This is a genomic window from Rhodococcus sp. WWJCD1 (assembly GCF_002258735.1).
Classification (GTDB): Bacteria; Actinomycetota; Actinomycetes; order Mycobacteriales; family Mycobacteriaceae; genus Rhodococcoides.
Window position 1 is genome coordinate 21,680 of record NZ_NOXY01000030.1, and the last position, 14,881, is coordinate 36,560.

Sequence of the window (14,881 nt, forward strand, 5' to 3'; positions counted from 1 at the left end):
CTTCCTGCTCGAAATCAGTGTTGTCGACTTTACTCGCCCGCTACCGCGCTCGGGACCGACCTGCTCCGGCGGGTTCGAAACGGCGGCACACCGTTTCTAACTGCGACGCACCATGTCGACGAACAGTCGGTGCACACGATCGTCCCCGGTGACCTCGGGATGGAAGCTCGTCGCCAGCACCGAGTTCTGCCTCACGGCCACCACACGTCCCGCGGCCGGTCCATGGGGCACGGTGGCAAGGACCTCGACTTCTTCGCCGACACGCTCGACCCAGGGTGCCCTGATGAACACCGCGCGCACCGGGCCGCCGTCGATCTCGATGACGTCGAGATCGGTCTCGAAGGAGTCGACCTGACGGCCGAAAGCATTGCGCCGCACGGTGATATCGAGGGAGTCCAGATGCCGCGCGTCGGGTCGGGTATCGAGAATCTCGGACGCCAGCAGGATCATCCCCGCGCAGGATCCGTAGGCGGGCATGCCCTCGGCCAATCGGGCACGCAACGGGTCGAGAAGATCGAACACACCGAGCAGGTTGCTCATGGTCGTCGATTCCCCACCGGGGATGATCAGCCCGTCGATCTGTGCGAGTTCGGCCGGACGCCGCACCGTGATGCCGTTCGCACCACTCGACTCGAGTGCTGCCAGATGTTCGCGAACATCGCCTTGCAGTGCCAGAACTCCGATGGTCGGAGAGGTCACTTCAGGCCGAACGGATCGACGTTGGATTTGCTGGTGTCTCGCTCGTACCGCATCAGCCCCTCCTGCACCACCGCGGCGACCATGCGTCCGGAGGTGTCGAAGATTCGGCCCTGAGTCAGCGCCCGCCCGAAATCGGCGGACGGTGACGTCTGGTCGTACAACAACCACTCGTCCGCACGGAACGGCCGGAGGAACCACAGGGCGTGGTCGAGGGAGGCGGTCTGAGTGACGGCGTCCGGGTGCGGCACCTTGGCCGAACCCAGCAGCGTCATGTCGCTCATGTAGGCCAGTGCACAGACGTGGAAGACCTGATCGTCGGGCAACGTATCGCGATAGCGGAACCAGACACGTTGCTGCGCAGCGAAACTCGGATGCTTGACGGTCTGGCCATCGGGAATGAGACGGATGTCCCATTCCGACCACTCCTTGTAGTACGAGTTGTCGTACTCGGCGAGGGTAGTCGGATCGGGCAGAGTCTCCGGGCCGACGACCTCGGGCATGAGGTCCTGATGAGAAATACCGTCGTCGTCGCCGTGGAACGACGCAGACATCGTGAATATTGCTTTGCCGTGCTGAATTCCGGTGACGCGGCGCGTGCAGAACGACCGTCCGTCACGGATTCGATCGACCATGAACACGGCCGGTTCGTTGGGGTTGCCCGGACGCAGGAAGTAGCCGTGCAACGAGTGCACACGAAACTCGGGGGCCACTGTGCGCACCGCCGCGACGAGCGCCTGGCCCGCAACCTGGCCGCCGAACGTCCGGGGTAGACGACTCGGGAAAGTCCGTCCCCGATAGATGTCGTTCTCGATCCGTTCCAATTCGAGAATGTCCTCGATACTGGCCATGGCTGGTGCCCACCTTTCTCCAGTGGATCAGGCTAACAATGGATCGACCAGGCAAGATGGTCGGTGTGGGTCAACCTGTGCCGATCTTTCCCGATCTCCTCGTGGCATCGATCGTCGAATCCTGTCCGGCCGGCGCCCGAACGATCGTCGTGGTCGACGGTGCCGATGCTGCGCGGCCGGTCGAGTTCGCCTCGCGCACAGCAGAACACGCCCGCTCCGGCGGTCGTTCGGCAACCGTGATCGATCTGCACGACTACGTCCGACCAGCGTCGATCCGATTCGAGTATTCACGCCACGACGAATTGAGCTATCGCACACTGTGGTTCGACTACGACGCCGTATCTCGGGAGGTCATCGCACCGCTGCGACCCGGTGGCCGAGGTCACTTCCTGCCTCGCTTGTGGGATGAGGCAACCGATCGATCGGCTCGCGCCCGCAGCGTCCCGGCAGCGCCGAACGAGATCGTGCTGATTGCCGGTCCCATGCTGCTCGGGCGAGGCCTCGACGTCGATCTGTCGGTGCACCTCCGGCTGTCCGAGACTGCGCTACGGCGCAGAACCGATGCGGCCGAAGAATGGACCTGCGAGCCCTTGGCGACGTACTACGACAGCCTGAATCGGTCGGACCGTTCCGCCGGCCGGCCGGATTTTTTGGTCCGATGGGACCATCCGGACCGCCCGGCCTTGGAACACCGACCCTAGAAGCGAGTCACCAACCGCGCTCGGCGAGCCGGTGTCCGACGGGGAGGTCGTCGACATTGATACCGACCATGGCCTCACCGAGGCCACGCGAGACCTTCGCGAGAACGTCGGGGTCGTCGAAGAACGTGGTGGCCTTGACGATTGCCTCGGCGCGCTCCTTCGGGTTGCCGGACTTGAAGATTCCCGATCCGACGAAGACTCCCTCGGCACCGAGTTGCATCATCATCGCCGCGTCGGCGGGAGTGGCGATACCGCCGGCCGTGAACAGCGTGACGGGTAGCTTGCCTGCCCTGGCGATCTCGACGACGAGGTCGTACGGTGCCTGCAGTTCCTTGGCCGCCACGTACAGCTCGTCCTCGGGCAGCGAGGTGAGTCGACGAATCTCGTCGCGAATCTTGCGCATGTGCGTCGTCGCATTCGAGACGTCACCGGTGCCGGCCTCACCCTTGGAGCGAATCATGGCCGCGCCCTCGGTGATTCGACGCAGGGCCTCACCCAGGTTGGTGGCACCGCACACGAAGGGAACGGTGAAGTTCCACTTGTCGATGTGATTGGCGTAGTCGGCCGGGGTGAGCACCTCGGACTCGTCGATGTAGTCGACGCCCAGACTCTGCAGGATCTGCGCCTCCACGAAGTGTCCGATGCGTGCCTTGGCCATCACCGGGATACTCACCGAGGAAATGATGCTGTCGATCATGTCGGGATCGCTCATGCGCGACACCCCGCCCTGGGCGCGGATGTCGGCGGGAACGCGCTCGAGAGCCATGACGGCGACAGCTCCGGCGTCCTCGGCGATCTTGGCCTGATCGGCGGTGACCACGTCCATGATGACGCCGCCCTTGAGCATCTCGGCCATACCCCGCTTGACGCGCGCGGTTCCGACTCCGTTCTCGCCGGATCCACCGTCGACCGATGCGGCGGGCGTGTTCGAGGCGTGTGGGGTAGTCAAGCGAAACTCCTGTGTTCTTCGACGCTGTTGCGGCGCTGCGGGCTGATAGGTGCGATCGCGCGCGGCGCGATGTCGCGCCCAGAACGATAGGCCTTCGCCCGTGCGATTCCCATAACCACTTGAAGATTGCTGGACTGCTCGAAAGGGTCCAGATGCCTACCGAATCGCGCGCACGTCCGGGTCGCCGCGTCGAGCGAGAGCCACGTTCACCTCGTCGAGCAGTTCCGCCAGGTCCTGAGGATAGACGTTCTCGCCGAGGGCGCTGAGCGCCCGGATGTCGGACTCGGTGCACCACTGATGCCCGGTCACGGTCCGTCGCTCGAAGTCGGTGAACCCGGCGCTCTCCGGCTCGAACTCCTGTGTTCGGTGCGCGAAGAACAGTTCCTCGGACCTGATCAGGGTTCCGTTGAACGGGAACGTGGCGACGCGCCGCCACAACGGACCGCGTAGATCGGCTGCAGCGACACGCAATCCCGTTTCTTCGTGCACTTCTCGCACCGCTGCCTCGCGGAGCGATTCCCCCTTCTCCACTGCCCCACCGATCGTGAACCAGAAGAAGGTGTCGGGCACTGTCGGATCGTGGCCCCGCAACAGCAGTACGCGCCCGCGCTCGTCGAGCAACACCACTCGCGCGGAGGTTCGCGGGGTGGCCCGATTCTCGCTGCCGAACGTCGCAGCGGCAGAACGCTCCGCGATTTCGAAGTACGACGGCAGTGCGGCCGTTCCACCGAGATGCAACCACCGGACCGGTCGACGGATGCGCAACGCCAGAGTGTCGCGCACGGCATCGTTGTGGAACCGCCGGGCAATCAGTACACGAGCCTCGGCGTCGGCCAATTCTGCAACCAGTTGCGGGGGAAGCTCATTCGGTTCGACGACCGCGAGCGCCATCGATACCGCGTTCTCGGCTTCTTCTCGCTGCGACCGGTCGGCTCGCTCGGCTCGGTCCGCCAGCGCGGCGAGTTCTCTGCTCGACGGCACCGAGTCGCGGGTGGCCGCAGACACTGCACGCGCGACGACGGCACGGCGGGCGAGTGCGGCGTCGAGGGACTGCCACGCGAGGTCGGTGCGCACGTGCAAGCGATCGAGTCGATTGGCCGTCCCGTAGGCCCACAGACCGACGACGAGAATCAGGACTGCAATCAGCCCGAGCACCAGAATTGTGACGGCAGAGAGGGTCATCAGGTCGACGCTCGCACTTTCTGCCCGCCGAGGGTGACGGTCTCGTAGACCCGCAGGATCTGCTCGGCGACGACGGGCCAGTCGTAGGCGGACACAGCCACCGACGCGGCGTCGACCAGTCGGTCTCGGACGGTGTCGTCGGACAGGATCGAGGTGACGGCTACAGCGAGGGCATCGGAATCGTCGATCGGAACCAACAGTCCGCAGGTGCCGTCCCTGAGCACCCTGCGGAAGGCGTCGAGTTCGCTTGCCACGACCGGTGTTCCGGCTGCCATGGCCTCGACGAGCACGATGCCGAAGCTCTCCCCGCCGAGATTCGGGGCGCAGTAGACATCGGCACTGCGCATCGCGGAGGCCTTCGTCGCGTCGTCCACCTGTCCCAGGAAGGTCAGGTGTGACGACAGTGCGCCTGCGTCCTTGCGCAGTTTGTCCTCGTCGCCGCGTCCGACGACGAGGATCTCGATGTCGGGATGGGATTCGACGAGGGCGGGCAGAGCACCGAGCAGAACGGCCATTCCCTTACGCGGTTCGTCGAATCGGCCGAGGAAGAGAACCGTACGGCCGGCTCGCGGATAGCCTTCCAGCACAGGGGCATCGGCGAACGCGGGCACGTCGACGCCGTTGGGGATCTCGACGGCATCGGATCCGAGTGCCTCGACCTGCCAGCGTCGAGCGAGCTCCGATACGGCGATCCGGCCGCTGATCTTCTCGTGGTACGGACGTAGGACGCCCTGGAACGTGCTGAGCACCAAGGACTTCGTGGTGGAGGTATGGAATGTCGCCACGATCGGACCGTCCGCAGCCTTGAGGGCCAGCATCGACAGACTCGGAGCGTTCGGTTCGTGGATGTGCAAAACGTCGAAATCGTTGTCCGATATCCACTTTCGGATGCGGGAATACGTCACCGGTCCGAATCGAAGACGCGCGACCGATCCGTTGTAGGGAATGGCGAGCGCCTCCCCCGCCGACACCACGAACTCCGGCAGCTCGACGTCGTCCGACGCCGGCGCCAGCACGCTCACCCGATGCCCGCGCTCGATGAACACCTCCGCCAACTGTTGGACGTGCGCCTGCACCCCGCCGGGAACGTCGAACGAGTACGGGCAGACCATACCGATCTTCACGCGCCCTCGATTCGGGCGCGTCGTTCGGCCGACCAGTCGCTCATCCACAGGGGTTGGAGCATGTGCCAATCGGCCGGGTGCGCCCGAATGCCGGCAGCGAAGTGATCTGCCAATGCCTGTGTGGCGACATCGATTCCGTGCGAGACATCCACCGCGGGAAAGATGTCGAAACCCCACCCGTCACCGTCGAAGTAACCGTGCACCGGCAGCAGCGTCGCCCCGGTGTCGATCGCCAGCTTCGCGGCCCCCGCGGGCATCCGGGTCGGTTCACCGAAGAAGGTCACCGGCACTCCGTGCTTGGCGAGATCACGTTCACCGAGGAGGCAGACCACCTTGTTCTCGCGCAGGCGCTCGCTCAGCGCCTGCAGAGGCGGCTGCTCACCGCCGCTGAGCGGGAAGATCTCGAAGCCGAGGCTCTCCCGATACGCAACGAACCGCTGGTACAGCGATTCGGGTTTCAGACGTTCGGCAACTGTCGAGAGTCCACCGTGCTTGCGCACCAGCCACATTCCCGCCATGTCCCAGTTGCCACTGTGCGGCAGCGCCAGCACGGCACCCTTACCCGACGCGAGGGCAGCCTCGAGATGCTCCTGTCCGTTCACACACCGGTCGATGACGGCGGCCTGGGCGGCCAGATCCATCGACGGCAACCGGAACGTCTCGCGCCAGTAGCGGGCATACGACCGGACGCTGTCGCGAATCAGCTCGTCGGGCACTTCGCCGGGGGTGGTTCCGAGGACACGAGCGAGATTGCGGCGCAACTGGTCCGGGCCACCGTTTCGGGTGGACGCGAAATCCGCGCCGCGATCGAAGAGACCTCTCGCCACGCCCTCCGGCAGCGATCGGACGAGTCGCCAGCCAGCTGCGTATCCGAGGTCGCTGGCTCTTTCGGAGACGTTCACGACGCGGCCACGTCGCCATCGTCGGCGGCCGGTGCCGTCGGAGGCACGATGATGTCGCGGGCCCCTTCCGATCCACGGACCGCAAGCACGCGTTGGAACACCGTCACGATGCTCAGGGCAGCGAGGATCCACATCGCCGGGTAGATCAGACTGTCCAGCCACGGAATGTCGAAGTGTCGACCGACGCCGGTCAGGCCGGCTCCGACGAGAACGATGACGAGGCGATCGGGGCGTTCGATCCAACCGCCGTCGGCCGAGAGTCCGCTGGCCTCGGCGCGCGCCTTGGCATACGAGATCACCTGCGAGGTGACCAGGCAGATCAGGGTGGCCACCAGCAGCGGCTTGTCCTGCTCGGAATACACCGCCCACCAGGCAAGGCCACCGAAGATCGCGCCGTCGGCCACTCGATCGCACGTCGCATCCAGGACGGCGCCGTACTTGGTACCGCCGCCTCTCGCCCGTGCCATGGCACCGTCGAGCATGTCGAAGAGTACGAACAGGGTGATGACGATCGAACCCCACCACAGGTAGCCGGCCGGGTACATCGTCACTGCCGCCGTCACAGTGACGACGGTGCCGATGATCGTCACCGAGTCGGGGGTCAGTCCGGTGCTGTTGAGTGCGCGCCCGAGCGGGGCGGTCACCTTCGACACCGGCGCACGGCCGAAAATGCTCAGCACGGCGCGTGCTCCTCTCGCCTGTTGTTCATTCGTTCCAGGCCGACGCGAGCAGGGCCCGAGTGTCGCGGAGCAACTGCGGCATCACCTTGGCGCCGCCGATCACCGTGATGAAGTTCGCATCGCCGCCCCACCGCGGGACGATGTGCTGGTGCAGGTGCTCGGCCAACGATCCGCCTGCTGCGGCACCGAGATTGAGGCCCACGTTGAAGCCGTGCGGGCGCGACACCGTCTTGATGACGCGAATCATCTGTTGGGTGAACGCCATCAACTCGGCGCTCTCGGCGGGCGTGAGATCTTCGAGTGCCGCGACCCGGCGGTACGGAACGATCATCGCGTGCCCGGGGTTGTACGGGTACAGGTTGAGTACCGCGTAGACCGATTCGCCGCGCGCGACCACCAGCCCGTCCTCGTCGCTCATCTTCGGGATGTCGGAGAACGGCTCACTCGACTTGGCCGAGGCCTGTGGGGCCTCGGCTATGTAGGACATCCGATGTGGGGTCCACAGTCGCTGCAACCGATCGGGCTCACCGGCACCGGTGGCGACGATCGACTCGTCCTGATCGCCCATGTCAACTCACTCCTGCGGTACTGGTCTGCACGAGTTCGGCAGTCGGTGATGCATTGTTGCGCTGGGAGATCCAGTCGGTGATCGTTGCTACTGCCTGCGCAACCGGAACACCGTTGACCTGAGTGCCGTCACGGAATCGGAAGCTGACGGCACCGGCCTCGACGTCGCGTTCGCCGGCGAGAAGCATGAAGGGGATCTTCTGAGCTGTCTGGTTGAAGATCTTCTTCTGCATCCGATCGTCACTGGCATCCACCTCGGCGCGCACCCCGAGCTTCTTGAGCTCCTTCACCACCGAGAAGAGGTGGTCCTGGTGCACCTCGGCAACGGGGATACCGACAACCTGAACCGGTGCCAGCCACGCCGGGAATGCGCCGGCGTAGTGCTCGGTGAGCACGCCGAAGAATCGCTCGATCGAACCGAACAACGCGCGGTGGATCATCACCGGGCGTTCCTTGACTCCGCCCGAGGCGGTGTATTCGAGCTCGAAGCGTTCGGGCAGGTTGAAGTCGAGCTGGATGGTCGACATCTGCCAGGTGCGCCCCAGAGCATCCTTGGCCTGCACGGAGATCTTCGGTCCGTAGAACGCCGCGCCGCCCGGATCGGGCACCAGATCCAGACCCGACGCCGCCGCGACCTCCGCGAGCGTGTTGGTTGCCTCTTCCCAGACCTCGTCGCTGCCGACCGACTTCTCCGGATTACGAGTGGAGAGCTCCAGGTAGAAATCGTCGAGGCCGTAGTCCTTGAGTAGACCGAGGACGAATTCCAGCGTGCTGGTGAGTTCGCCGCGCATCTGCTCGCGGGTGCAGAAGATGTGCGCGTCGTCCTGGGTCATGCCGCGCACGCGAGTCAGACCATGGATGACGCCCGACTTCTCGTACCGGTAGACCGAGCCGAACTCGAACAGGCGCAACGGCAGTTCGCGGTACGAGCGGCCGCGGGAACGGAAGATCAGGTTGTGCATCGGGCAGTTCATCGGCTTGAGGTAGTAGTCCTGGCCGGGCTTGCGGACGTCGCCGTTCTCGTCGAGTTCGGCGTCCAGGTGCATCGCCGGGAACATGCCGTCCCGGTACCAATCGAGGTGACCCGAGACCTCGTAGAGATGGCCCTTGGTGATGTGCGGGGTGTTGACGAACTCGTAGCCCTCTTCGATGTGCCGTTGGCGCGAGTAGTTCTCCAGCTCGTTGCGGATCACACCACCTTTGGGGTGGAACACCGGAAGACCGGAGCCCAGTTCGTCGGGGAAGCTGAACAGGTCCAGCTCGGACCCGAGCTTGCGGTGATCGCGGCGCTCGGCCTCGGCCAACAGTTCGAGATGAGCGTCGAGCGCCTCGGTCGACTCCCATGCGGTTCCGTAGATGCGCTGCAGATCCGCGTTGTCCTGGTTGCCGCGCCAGTAGGCTGCCGAGCTGCGGGTCAGCTTGAACGCAGGAACGTACTTCGTAGTGGGGATGTGGGGGCCGCGGCACAGATCGCCCCAGATCCGCTCGCCGGTGCGTGGATTGAGGTTGTCGTAAGCGGTCAGCTCTCCCCCACCGACCTCCATGACCTCGGGATCGTCGATTCCGGACTTGTCGTCGATCAGTTCGAGCTTGTACGGCTCGTTCGCCAGCTCCTCGCGAGCCTGCTCCACCGATTCGTACACCCGACGCGAAAACCGCTGTCCGGCTTTGACGATCTGCTTCATCTTCTTCTCGAGGGCGGCCAGATCCTCGGGAGTGAACGGCTGCTTCACGTCGAAGTCGTAGTAGAAGCCGTCCTTGATGAACGGTCCGATGCCCAGTTTGGCGTCGGGGAAGAGCTCCTGAACGGCCTGCGCCAACACGTGTGCGGCCGAATGCCTGATGACGCTTCGCCCGTCCTCGGTGTTCGCCGGCACGGGTTCGACCTCGATGTCGCCCTCCGGCGACCAGGACAGATCGCGCAGCTTGCCGTCGGGATCGCGCACGACGACGATGGCGTCGGGTCCCTTGTTCGGCAGGCCGGTGTCGCGGAGCGCCGTACCTGCCGTCGTTCCTGCCGGCACCATGATGCGGGCGGGTGGAACGGTGGCGACAACGGGCATGCTCACGGCGATGTACTCCTCGATCGGTTCTTCGGGCCAGGAAGGCCTCCGACAGCCTATCGGCATCGAGCCCCTCGTCGGCCCTCAGCGCGGCGCGTTGATCAGATCGGACTTTCGAGCCACGTCCAGTCGAGTCCGAACCAGCCGCCCACCAGCGCGAACGTTCCGAGCAGCCACAGAGTTGCGAGCACGACGACCGTGGTGAACAGCACGCCGAGACCCTTGACGAACATCGACTGCTTCGAGAACCAGGCCATGAAAGCGTCGTATCTCTTACGGACGAATCGCAGTGCACTCTTGGCCCACGCGAATTCCGACGCCAGGATGCCCAGTCCCGCGAACACGATCAGCCAACCCGGCCCGGGATAAGGAATGGCAAGCACACCCAGGATGAGGACGACTGTTCCGACGACTCCGACCGTGATGCGGTACGCGAGGTCGAGAGACTTGTTCTCGGCGATGCGCGCCCGAAAACGCCGGTGCTTGACCTTCGCTGTGTCCATCGGACCTTGGTCTGCCACACCCTGGGGCTTCGACTGTTCGGTGCTCACCGGCTCAGGCTACCGGCCTCGAACGCAAGAAGGCCCACACCGACGGGCGGTGTGGGCCTTCTTTTCTGTGGTCCCGGCTGGGATCGAACCAGCGACCTTCCGCGTGTGAAGCGGACGCTCTCCCACTGAGCCACGGGACCGAACGAGGCAAAACATTAACACGAGGTGTCACGGCGAACCGAATCGCCTGCCCGATCGCCGAACAGACTGTCACAGCGCCCAGCCAATGCCGTCACGCCACTGCTTTCACATCGTTCACAGGCGCCGAACGCGCGAATTCTGCAGCTGACCACGAGATTTGTGAGTTTCACTCCCGTTGGGTTAATGTTTTCCCCGCACCACGGAGACAACAACTGCCCAGCAGTGAGCGCCTCCGGGGTATGCGGATGTGGCGCAGTGGTAGCGCATCACCTTGCCAAGGTGAGGGTCGCGGGTTCGAATCCCGTCATCCGCTCGAGGGTCTCGACCCATGGTGGAGTGGCCGAGTGGTGAGGCAACGGCCTGCAAAGCCGTGCACACGGGTTCGATTCCCGTCTCCACCTCGCTAGTGCATCGATTGCAGAATCGATGCGAGGACATGCGCGATTAGCTCAGCGGGAGAGCGCTTCCCTGACACGGAAGAGGTCACTGGTTCAATCCCAGTATCGCGCACCAGAGTCAGACAGATCAGACCCCCTTTCGAGGGGGTCTTTTTTGTGTCTCACGAATCAATTGTGGTGATTCACGCCATAGAAGTGCACAGTGGAGATGACGCACACACTTCGATGGAAGGACACTCACGTGTCGGACGATGCTCAGAGCGAACCCACAGTCGACGACGCAACCCTCGAGGATGCGAAGAAATCCGTCGAAGGGCTCGACGATCGCTATCGACCCGGTGCCCGGCCCACCGTGGCGCTACCGGGAACGAACGGCACCGTCGCCGGGACTGCATTCGCCGACATGGTCGACGACAACGGTGAGCTCGTCGACGCCGACGATCAGGATGCATCCGACAGCTCCGAAACCGGCAGCACGGACTCGAGCCACGCAGACACCGACAAAAAGGTAACGTCCTCGAACGATGCCTGAACTCGATGGTCCCGACGCCCCCGCCGACATCGAACTCGGCGGGGGCGTCGCTCATCTGCACACCCCGTCCACACCGTCACGTGGCGGAATTGCTCTCACCCACGGCGCGGGCGGTAACTGCGAGTCGCTTCTGCTGCAGCGCATCGCTGCGGTGTGGGCCGCAGCCGGGTTCACGGTGCTGCGGTTCGACCTCCCGTTTCGAGTACGCAAACCCAAGGGCCCGCCGCATCCGTCTCGGTCGGCCGAGGATCGGCTGGGCATCGCCGCGGCGATCGACCGCCTCCGCGCCGAGACATCGGGCTTCATCGCATTCGGTGGGCATTCCTACGGTGGCAGACAAGGGTCGATGATCGCAGCCGAGCGCCCGGATCTCGTCGACGGACTCGTTCTGACCTCCTATCCCCTGCACCCACCGGGCAAGCCGGAAAAGGCTCGTACACAGCATCTTCCTGACCTGCGAACACCGACGGTGGTGGTGCACGGCACCAAGGACCCGTTCGGCACCACTGCCGAACTGAGCGCTGCGCTCGCTCTCGTCCCGGCTTCCACACTGCTCGTCGACATCGAGGGCGCGGGCCACGACCTCGCTCCGATCAAATACGACGCGGCGACGAAAACCCTTGCCGGTGCGGTCTCGTTGTTCTCCGATTCTTCGGTAGTCGTCCCGCCCTTCGACCCGTCACGCTGAAGTGGTCTACTAAGGCATGCCGACCTGGGGATGGTTCATCGTTGCTCTGGTCCTCGTCGATGCCGCGGTGCTTGCAGCATGGTTGTTGGCCCGAAAGAAGCCCGGCTCTAGCCCGGAGACATCGCGCAGCATCGGGCTGATCGGCCTCGACGGCAACGCCCGTGCAGACATTCATCAGTTGTTGGCGGCGAACAAGAAGATCCAGGCCATCAAGATCTTTCGTGAACGGACAGGTGCCGGTCTCATCGAAGCGAAGAACGCGATCGAAAACGTTCAACGCGGCGAACCCTTTCCGTCTTCGTCCACCATCGTCGACGCGGCTCAGTCCGGTCCGACACCCTGGGACGACCTCATCCCGCGGTTGCAGTCGCTGAAGTCGGAGGGCAAGGCGATCTCGGCCATCAAACTGCTGCGCGATCGAACCGGCTTGTCGTTGCGGGAGGCGAAGAACGCAGTGGATCTGCTGTGAGTGTGCGTGTGGCGACAGTTGCCGATGTATCCAACGTCGCAGAATTGGCCGCGCAGACCTTTCCACTCGCCTGCCCACCGGGAACTCGCACCGAGGACATCGAGCATTTCATCTCGAACGTGTTGTCGGTCAGCAATTTCGAGGGTTACGTTGCCGACCCGAACCGAACCGTTCTGGTCGACGAAACACCCACCGGCGAGGTGGTCGGGTACGCGATGCTCGTGTCGGGCGCTCCAGCGGACCCGGATATCCGAACAGCCCTCTCGCACCATCCGACGCTGGAAGTCAGCAAGCTGTACGTACGGCCGGCCGAGCACGGCGGCGGAGTGGCGGCACGGCTGATCTCGTTCGCATTGACCCACGCGCGCGAATCCGGTTGCGCAGGAGCGTGGCTGGGCGTCAATCAACTCAACGTGCGTGCCCAGAAGTTCTACGCGAAGCACGGATTCGAGATCGTCGGCACCAAGACATTCGTTGTCGGCGTGCAGACACACGACGACTACGTCATGCAGGTACGGCTGTGACGCTGATTCAGCCGACTGCGGCGAAGCGGGACAGAGCGAGCAGACGCGAGGTCGCGCGCAGATACTTCTTGCGGTAACCGCCGGCCAGCATCTCCTCGGTGAAGATCTCGTCGAGCTTGCCGCCCGAGGCTGTCACCGGGATGCCCGCGTCGTACAGGCGGTCGGCGAGCACCACCAGGCGCAAGGCAATGGCCTGATCCGATGCCGGGTGCACGTTCTTCAGGAACACCGCAGGAATGCCGTCGAGCAACTTGCCGTAGCGCGAAGGGTGCAGCGTGCTCAGATGCGCCAACAGCTCGTCGAAATCGTCCAGGGTTGCGCCGTCGACGGTGTCCGCGCGCTCGACCAGCTCGGATTCGGACGTCGGCTCGGGGGCCGGAGGAAGGTCGCGGTGGCGGTAGTCGGGGCCGTCGACGCGGATGGACTCGAAGATCGAACCGAGCTTCTTGATCTCCCGCATGAAGTCCTCGGCAGCGAAGCGGCCCTCACCGAGCTGGCCGGGCAGGGTGTTCGACGTCGCGACGATGGACACTCCACGCTGAGACAGCTCGGACAGCAGCCGCGAGACCAGCATCGTGTCGCCGGGATCGTCGAGCTCGAACTCGTCGATGCAGAGCACGCTGTGGCCCGAGAGTTCTTCCAGCGCCTTGTTGAAGCCGAGTGCGCCGACCACGTGGGTCAACTCGACGAAGGTGCCGAACGCCTTGGGCTCGGGAACGCTGTGGTAGATCGACGCCAGCAGGTGGGTCTTGCCGACGCCGAAGCCGCCGTCGAGGTACAGACCCGCACCGGTGGCCGGGGTCTTCTTGCCGAAAAGTCCGCGCTTGCCCTTGCCGCGGATCTTCTGAACTTTGTTCGCGAATTCCTCGGCCTTCGCGACCGCAGCAGCCTGGGTCGGCTCTTTGGGGTCGGGAATGTACGAGGAGAAGCTGACGTCGTCGAACATCGCCGGCGGGACCATCTGCGCGATCAGCTGATCGGAGGGGACCACGGGATTTCGGTCGACAAGGCGTGCGGGCATTTGTCGAGCGTAACGACGTGGTCTGATCTCTCTCATGCAGCTTCTCGATATTGGGACCTACTTCACATCGGAGCAGGCCGCCGAGTCCGCGTCCACCGTCGGGTCGATTCTCGACGACGATGCCGTCCGCGACCTGTACGCCTACCCGGCAGACCTGGGCCGACCGTGGATCCGCACCAACTTCGTCGCCAGCATCGACGGATCTGTCACCGCGAACGGAAAGTCGGCGGGCCTGGGAACCCCCGCAGACTCACGATTGTTCGGCATTCTGCGAGAGCTGTGCGACGCCGTTCTCGTCGGGGCCGGAACTGCTCGCACCGAGAACTACGGCGGTGTCTCGCTGTCCGCCGAAGCAAAGGCACGGCGGGTGGCGGGCGGATTGGCACCGGTTCCGACGATCGTGGTGGTCACCGCCTCCGGTTCGATCGATGCGGATTCTCGGCTCGTCACCGACACCGAAGTGCAGCCGGTGGTCCTGACCTCGGTGGCGGCGGACACTGCGAAGGTGGGCGCGCTGCGTTCCGCGGGCGCAACGGTGATCGAGGTGTCCGGTGAATCGGTGTCGACCGAAGACATCGTCGACACGCTGAGCGAACTCGGATTTCGTCGCATCCTGTGCGAGGGCGGACCAGGACTGTTCGGGCAACTCGCATCCGACGGGGCGGCAGACGATCTGTGCCTGACGATCTCGCCGATGCTCGTCGCCGGAGAGGCGGGCCGCATCGCACACTCGGCCAGTGGCTCCGACACACCGATGCAGCGGGCGCACGTTCTCGCTGACGCGGACGGAACGCTGCTCACACGCTGGGTGCGTCGGCCATGAGCAGCGCTCGGTGCGGCAT

General features: G+C 64.4%; 17 protein-coding genes and 4 tRNA genes. 9 read left to right on the forward strand and 12 right to left on the reverse strand.

Annotated elements, in window-relative coordinates; all coding sequences use genetic code 11:
* Window positions 1-96: 96 nt before the first annotated feature.
* Complete coding sequence (gene pdxT, locus CH286_RS22620) at window positions 97-699, reverse strand: pyridoxal 5'-phosphate synthase glutaminase subunit PdxT (RefSeq protein ID WP_032403326.1); 603 nt, start codon at window positions 697-699, stop codon at window positions 97-99.
* On the reverse strand, window positions 696-1,547 hold the full coding sequence (locus CH286_RS22625) for an acyl-CoA thioesterase (protein WP_032377771.1): 852 nt from the start codon (window positions 1,545-1,547) through the stop codon (window positions 696-698). Before CH286_RS22625 ends, pdxT begins: the two co-directional genes overlap by 4 nt.
* A 38-nt stretch (window positions 1,548-1,585) precedes the next feature.
* Here CH286_RS22625 and CH286_RS22630 point away from each other — a divergent pair, with 38 nt between their 5' ends.
* Window positions 1,586-2,248: a hypothetical protein gene (locus CH286_RS22630; protein WP_255182746.1), complete on the forward strand. Its 663-nt coding sequence runs from the start codon at window positions 1,586-1,588 to the stop codon at window positions 2,246-2,248.
* A gap of 7 nt (window positions 2,249-2,255) precedes the next feature.
* Here the strand turns inward: CH286_RS22630 and pdxS are convergent, their stop codons facing one another.
* The 9 genes from pdxS to CH286_RS22675 all read right to left on the reverse strand — a co-directional run bounded on the left by pdxS (window position 2,256) and on the right by CH286_RS22675 (window position 10,406).
* Window positions 2,256-3,197 carry a pyridoxal 5'-phosphate synthase lyase subunit PdxS gene (gene pdxS / locus CH286_RS22635; protein ID WP_032403325.1) on the reverse strand — a complete coding sequence of 314 codons (942 nt, stop codon included), beginning with the start codon at window positions 3,195-3,197 and terminating at the stop codon, window positions 2,256-2,258.
* Window positions 3,198-3,353: 156 nt separating this feature from the next.
* The gene (locus CH286_RS22640; protein WP_032403324.1) at window positions 3,354-4,379 is read right to left on the reverse strand and encodes an NUDIX hydrolase; all 1,026 of its coding nucleotides are present in this window, start codon (window positions 4,377-4,379) and stop codon (window positions 3,354-3,356) included.
* The gene (locus tag CH286_RS22645) at window positions 4,379-5,503 is read right to left on the reverse strand and encodes a glycosyltransferase family 4 protein (RefSeq protein WP_037153185.1); all 1,125 of its coding nucleotides are present in this window, start codon (window positions 5,501-5,503) and stop codon (window positions 4,379-4,381) included. Before CH286_RS22645 ends, CH286_RS22640 begins: the two co-directional genes overlap by 1 nt.
* Window positions 5,500-6,405, reverse strand: coding sequence for a phosphatidylinositol mannoside acyltransferase (locus tag CH286_RS22650; RefSeq protein ID WP_094610463.1), 906 nt, complete (start codon window positions 6,403-6,405; stop codon window positions 5,500-5,502). The genes CH286_RS22645 and CH286_RS22650 overlap by 4 nt, the downstream gene beginning before the upstream one ends.
* Entirely contained in the window at window positions 6,402-7,085 is a 684-nt protein-coding gene (pgsA, locus tag CH286_RS22655) for a phosphatidylinositol phosphate synthase (RefSeq protein ID WP_037153179.1), read from the reverse strand. The genes CH286_RS22650 and pgsA overlap by 4 nt, the downstream gene beginning before the upstream one ends.
* Window positions 7,086-7,110: 25 nt before the next feature.
* The gene (locus CH286_RS22660) at window positions 7,111-7,653 is read right to left on the reverse strand and encodes an HIT family protein (RefSeq protein ID WP_037153177.1); all 543 of its coding nucleotides are present in this window, start codon (window positions 7,651-7,653) and stop codon (window positions 7,111-7,113) included.
* A gap of 1 nt (window position 7,654) precedes the next feature.
* The gene (gene thrS / locus CH286_RS22665; RefSeq protein ID WP_094610464.1) at window positions 7,655-9,715 is read right to left on the reverse strand and encodes a threonine--tRNA ligase; all 2,061 of its coding nucleotides are present in this window, start codon (window positions 9,713-9,715) and stop codon (window positions 7,655-7,657) included.
* A 101-nt stretch (window positions 9,716-9,816) separates the two neighbouring features.
* A complete protein-coding gene (locus CH286_RS22670) occupies window positions 9,817-10,218 on the reverse strand; it encodes a TIGR02611 family protein (protein ID WP_032403651.1) in 402 nt (133 codons plus the stop codon).
* 116 nt (window positions 10,219-10,334) lie between these two features.
* Window positions 10,335-10,406: transfer RNA gene (locus CH286_RS22675), tRNA-Val, on the reverse strand.
* 242 nt (window positions 10,407-10,648) lie between these two features.
* On the opposite strand from CH286_RS22675, the gene CH286_RS22680 reads away from it, so the two are divergent.
* The 7 genes from CH286_RS22680 to CH286_RS22710 all read left to right on the forward strand — a co-directional run bounded on the left by CH286_RS22680 (window position 10,649) and on the right by CH286_RS22710 (window position 13,018).
* Window positions 10,649-10,720: transfer RNA gene (locus CH286_RS22680), tRNA-Gly, on the forward strand.
* Window positions 10,721-10,737: 17 nt separating this feature from the next.
* Window positions 10,738-10,808 (forward strand) — tRNA-Cys (locus CH286_RS22685).
* A gap of 37 nt (window positions 10,809-10,845) precedes the next feature.
* Window positions 10,846-10,920, forward strand: a tRNA-Val gene (locus CH286_RS22690).
* Window positions 10,921-11,046: 126 nt separating this feature from the next.
* Window positions 11,047-11,337 (forward strand): hypothetical protein, encoded by a 291-nt coding sequence (locus CH286_RS22695; RefSeq protein WP_230592486.1) that lies wholly within the window; start codon window positions 11,047-11,049, stop codon window positions 11,335-11,337.
* Entirely contained in the window at window positions 11,330-12,025 is a 696-nt protein-coding gene (locus tag CH286_RS22700) for an alpha/beta hydrolase family protein (RefSeq protein ID WP_080734500.1), read from the forward strand. Before CH286_RS22695 ends, CH286_RS22700 begins: the two co-directional genes overlap by 8 nt.
* A gap of 16 nt (window positions 12,026-12,041) precedes the next feature.
* Entirely contained in the window at window positions 12,042-12,494 is a 453-nt protein-coding gene (locus CH286_RS22705; protein ID WP_037153171.1) for a ribosomal protein L7/L12, read from the forward strand.
* Window positions 12,491-13,018, forward strand: a complete 528-nt coding sequence (locus tag CH286_RS22710; RefSeq protein ID WP_052058627.1) for a GNAT family N-acetyltransferase — start codon at window positions 12,491-12,493, stop codon at window positions 13,016-13,018. The genes CH286_RS22705 and CH286_RS22710 overlap by 4 nt, the downstream gene beginning before the upstream one ends.
* Before the next feature lie 7 nt (window positions 13,019-13,025).
* On the opposite strand, the gene zapE is transcribed toward CH286_RS22710, so the two are convergent.
* The gene (zapE, locus tag CH286_RS22715) at window positions 13,026-14,039 is read right to left on the reverse strand and encodes a cell division protein ZapE (RefSeq protein WP_037153170.1); all 1,014 of its coding nucleotides are present in this window, start codon (window positions 14,037-14,039) and stop codon (window positions 13,026-13,028) included.
* Window positions 14,040-14,073: 34 nt separating this feature from the next.
* On the opposite strand from zapE, the gene CH286_RS22720 reads away from it, so the two are divergent.
* Window positions 14,074-14,862 (forward strand): pyrimidine reductase family protein, encoded by a 789-nt coding sequence (locus CH286_RS22720; RefSeq protein WP_037153167.1) that lies wholly within the window; start codon window positions 14,074-14,076, stop codon window positions 14,860-14,862.
* Window positions 14,863-14,881 lie beyond the last annotated feature (19 nt).

What these genes read in the sequence shown, in the direction of transcription:
- CH286_RS22625 (WP_032377771.1), bottom strand. Translation starts at nt 1,547, where the DNA reads ATGGCCAGTATCGAGGACATTCTCGAATTGGAACGGATCGAGAACGAC.
- CH286_RS22630 (WP_255182746.1), top strand. Translation starts at nt 1,586, where the DNA reads ATGGATCGACCAGGCAAGATGGTCGGTGTGGGTCAACCTGTGCCGATC.
- CH286_RS22640 (WP_032403324.1), bottom strand. Translation starts at nt 4,379, where the DNA reads ATGACCCTCTCTGCCGTCACAATTCTGGTGCTCGGGCTGATTGCAGTC.
- CH286_RS22660 (WP_037153177.1), bottom strand. Translation starts at nt 7,653, where the DNA reads ATGGGCGATCAGGACGAGTCGATCGTCGCCACCGGTGCCGGTGAGCCC.
- thrS (WP_094610464.1), bottom strand. Translation starts at nt 9,715, where the DNA reads ATGCCCGTTGTCGCCACCGTTCCACCCGCCCGCATCATGGTGCCGGCA.
- CH286_RS22670 (WP_032403651.1), bottom strand. Translation starts at nt 10,218, where the DNA reads ATGGACACAGCGAAGGTCAAGCACCGGCGTTTTCGGGCGCGCATCGCC.
- CH286_RS22700 (WP_080734500.1), top strand. Translation starts at nt 11,330, where the DNA reads ATGCCTGAACTCGATGGTCCCGACGCCCCCGCCGACATCGAACTCGGC.
- CH286_RS22705 (WP_037153171.1), top strand. Translation starts at nt 12,042, where the DNA reads ATGCCGACCTGGGGATGGTTCATCGTTGCTCTGGTCCTCGTCGATGCC.
- zapE (WP_037153170.1), bottom strand. Translation starts at nt 14,039, where the DNA reads ATGCCCGCACGCCTTGTCGACCGAAATCCCGTGGTCCCCTCCGATCAG.
- CH286_RS22720 (WP_037153167.1), top strand. Translation starts at nt 14,074, where the DNA reads ATGCAGCTTCTCGATATTGGGACCTACTTCACATCGGAGCAGGCCGCC.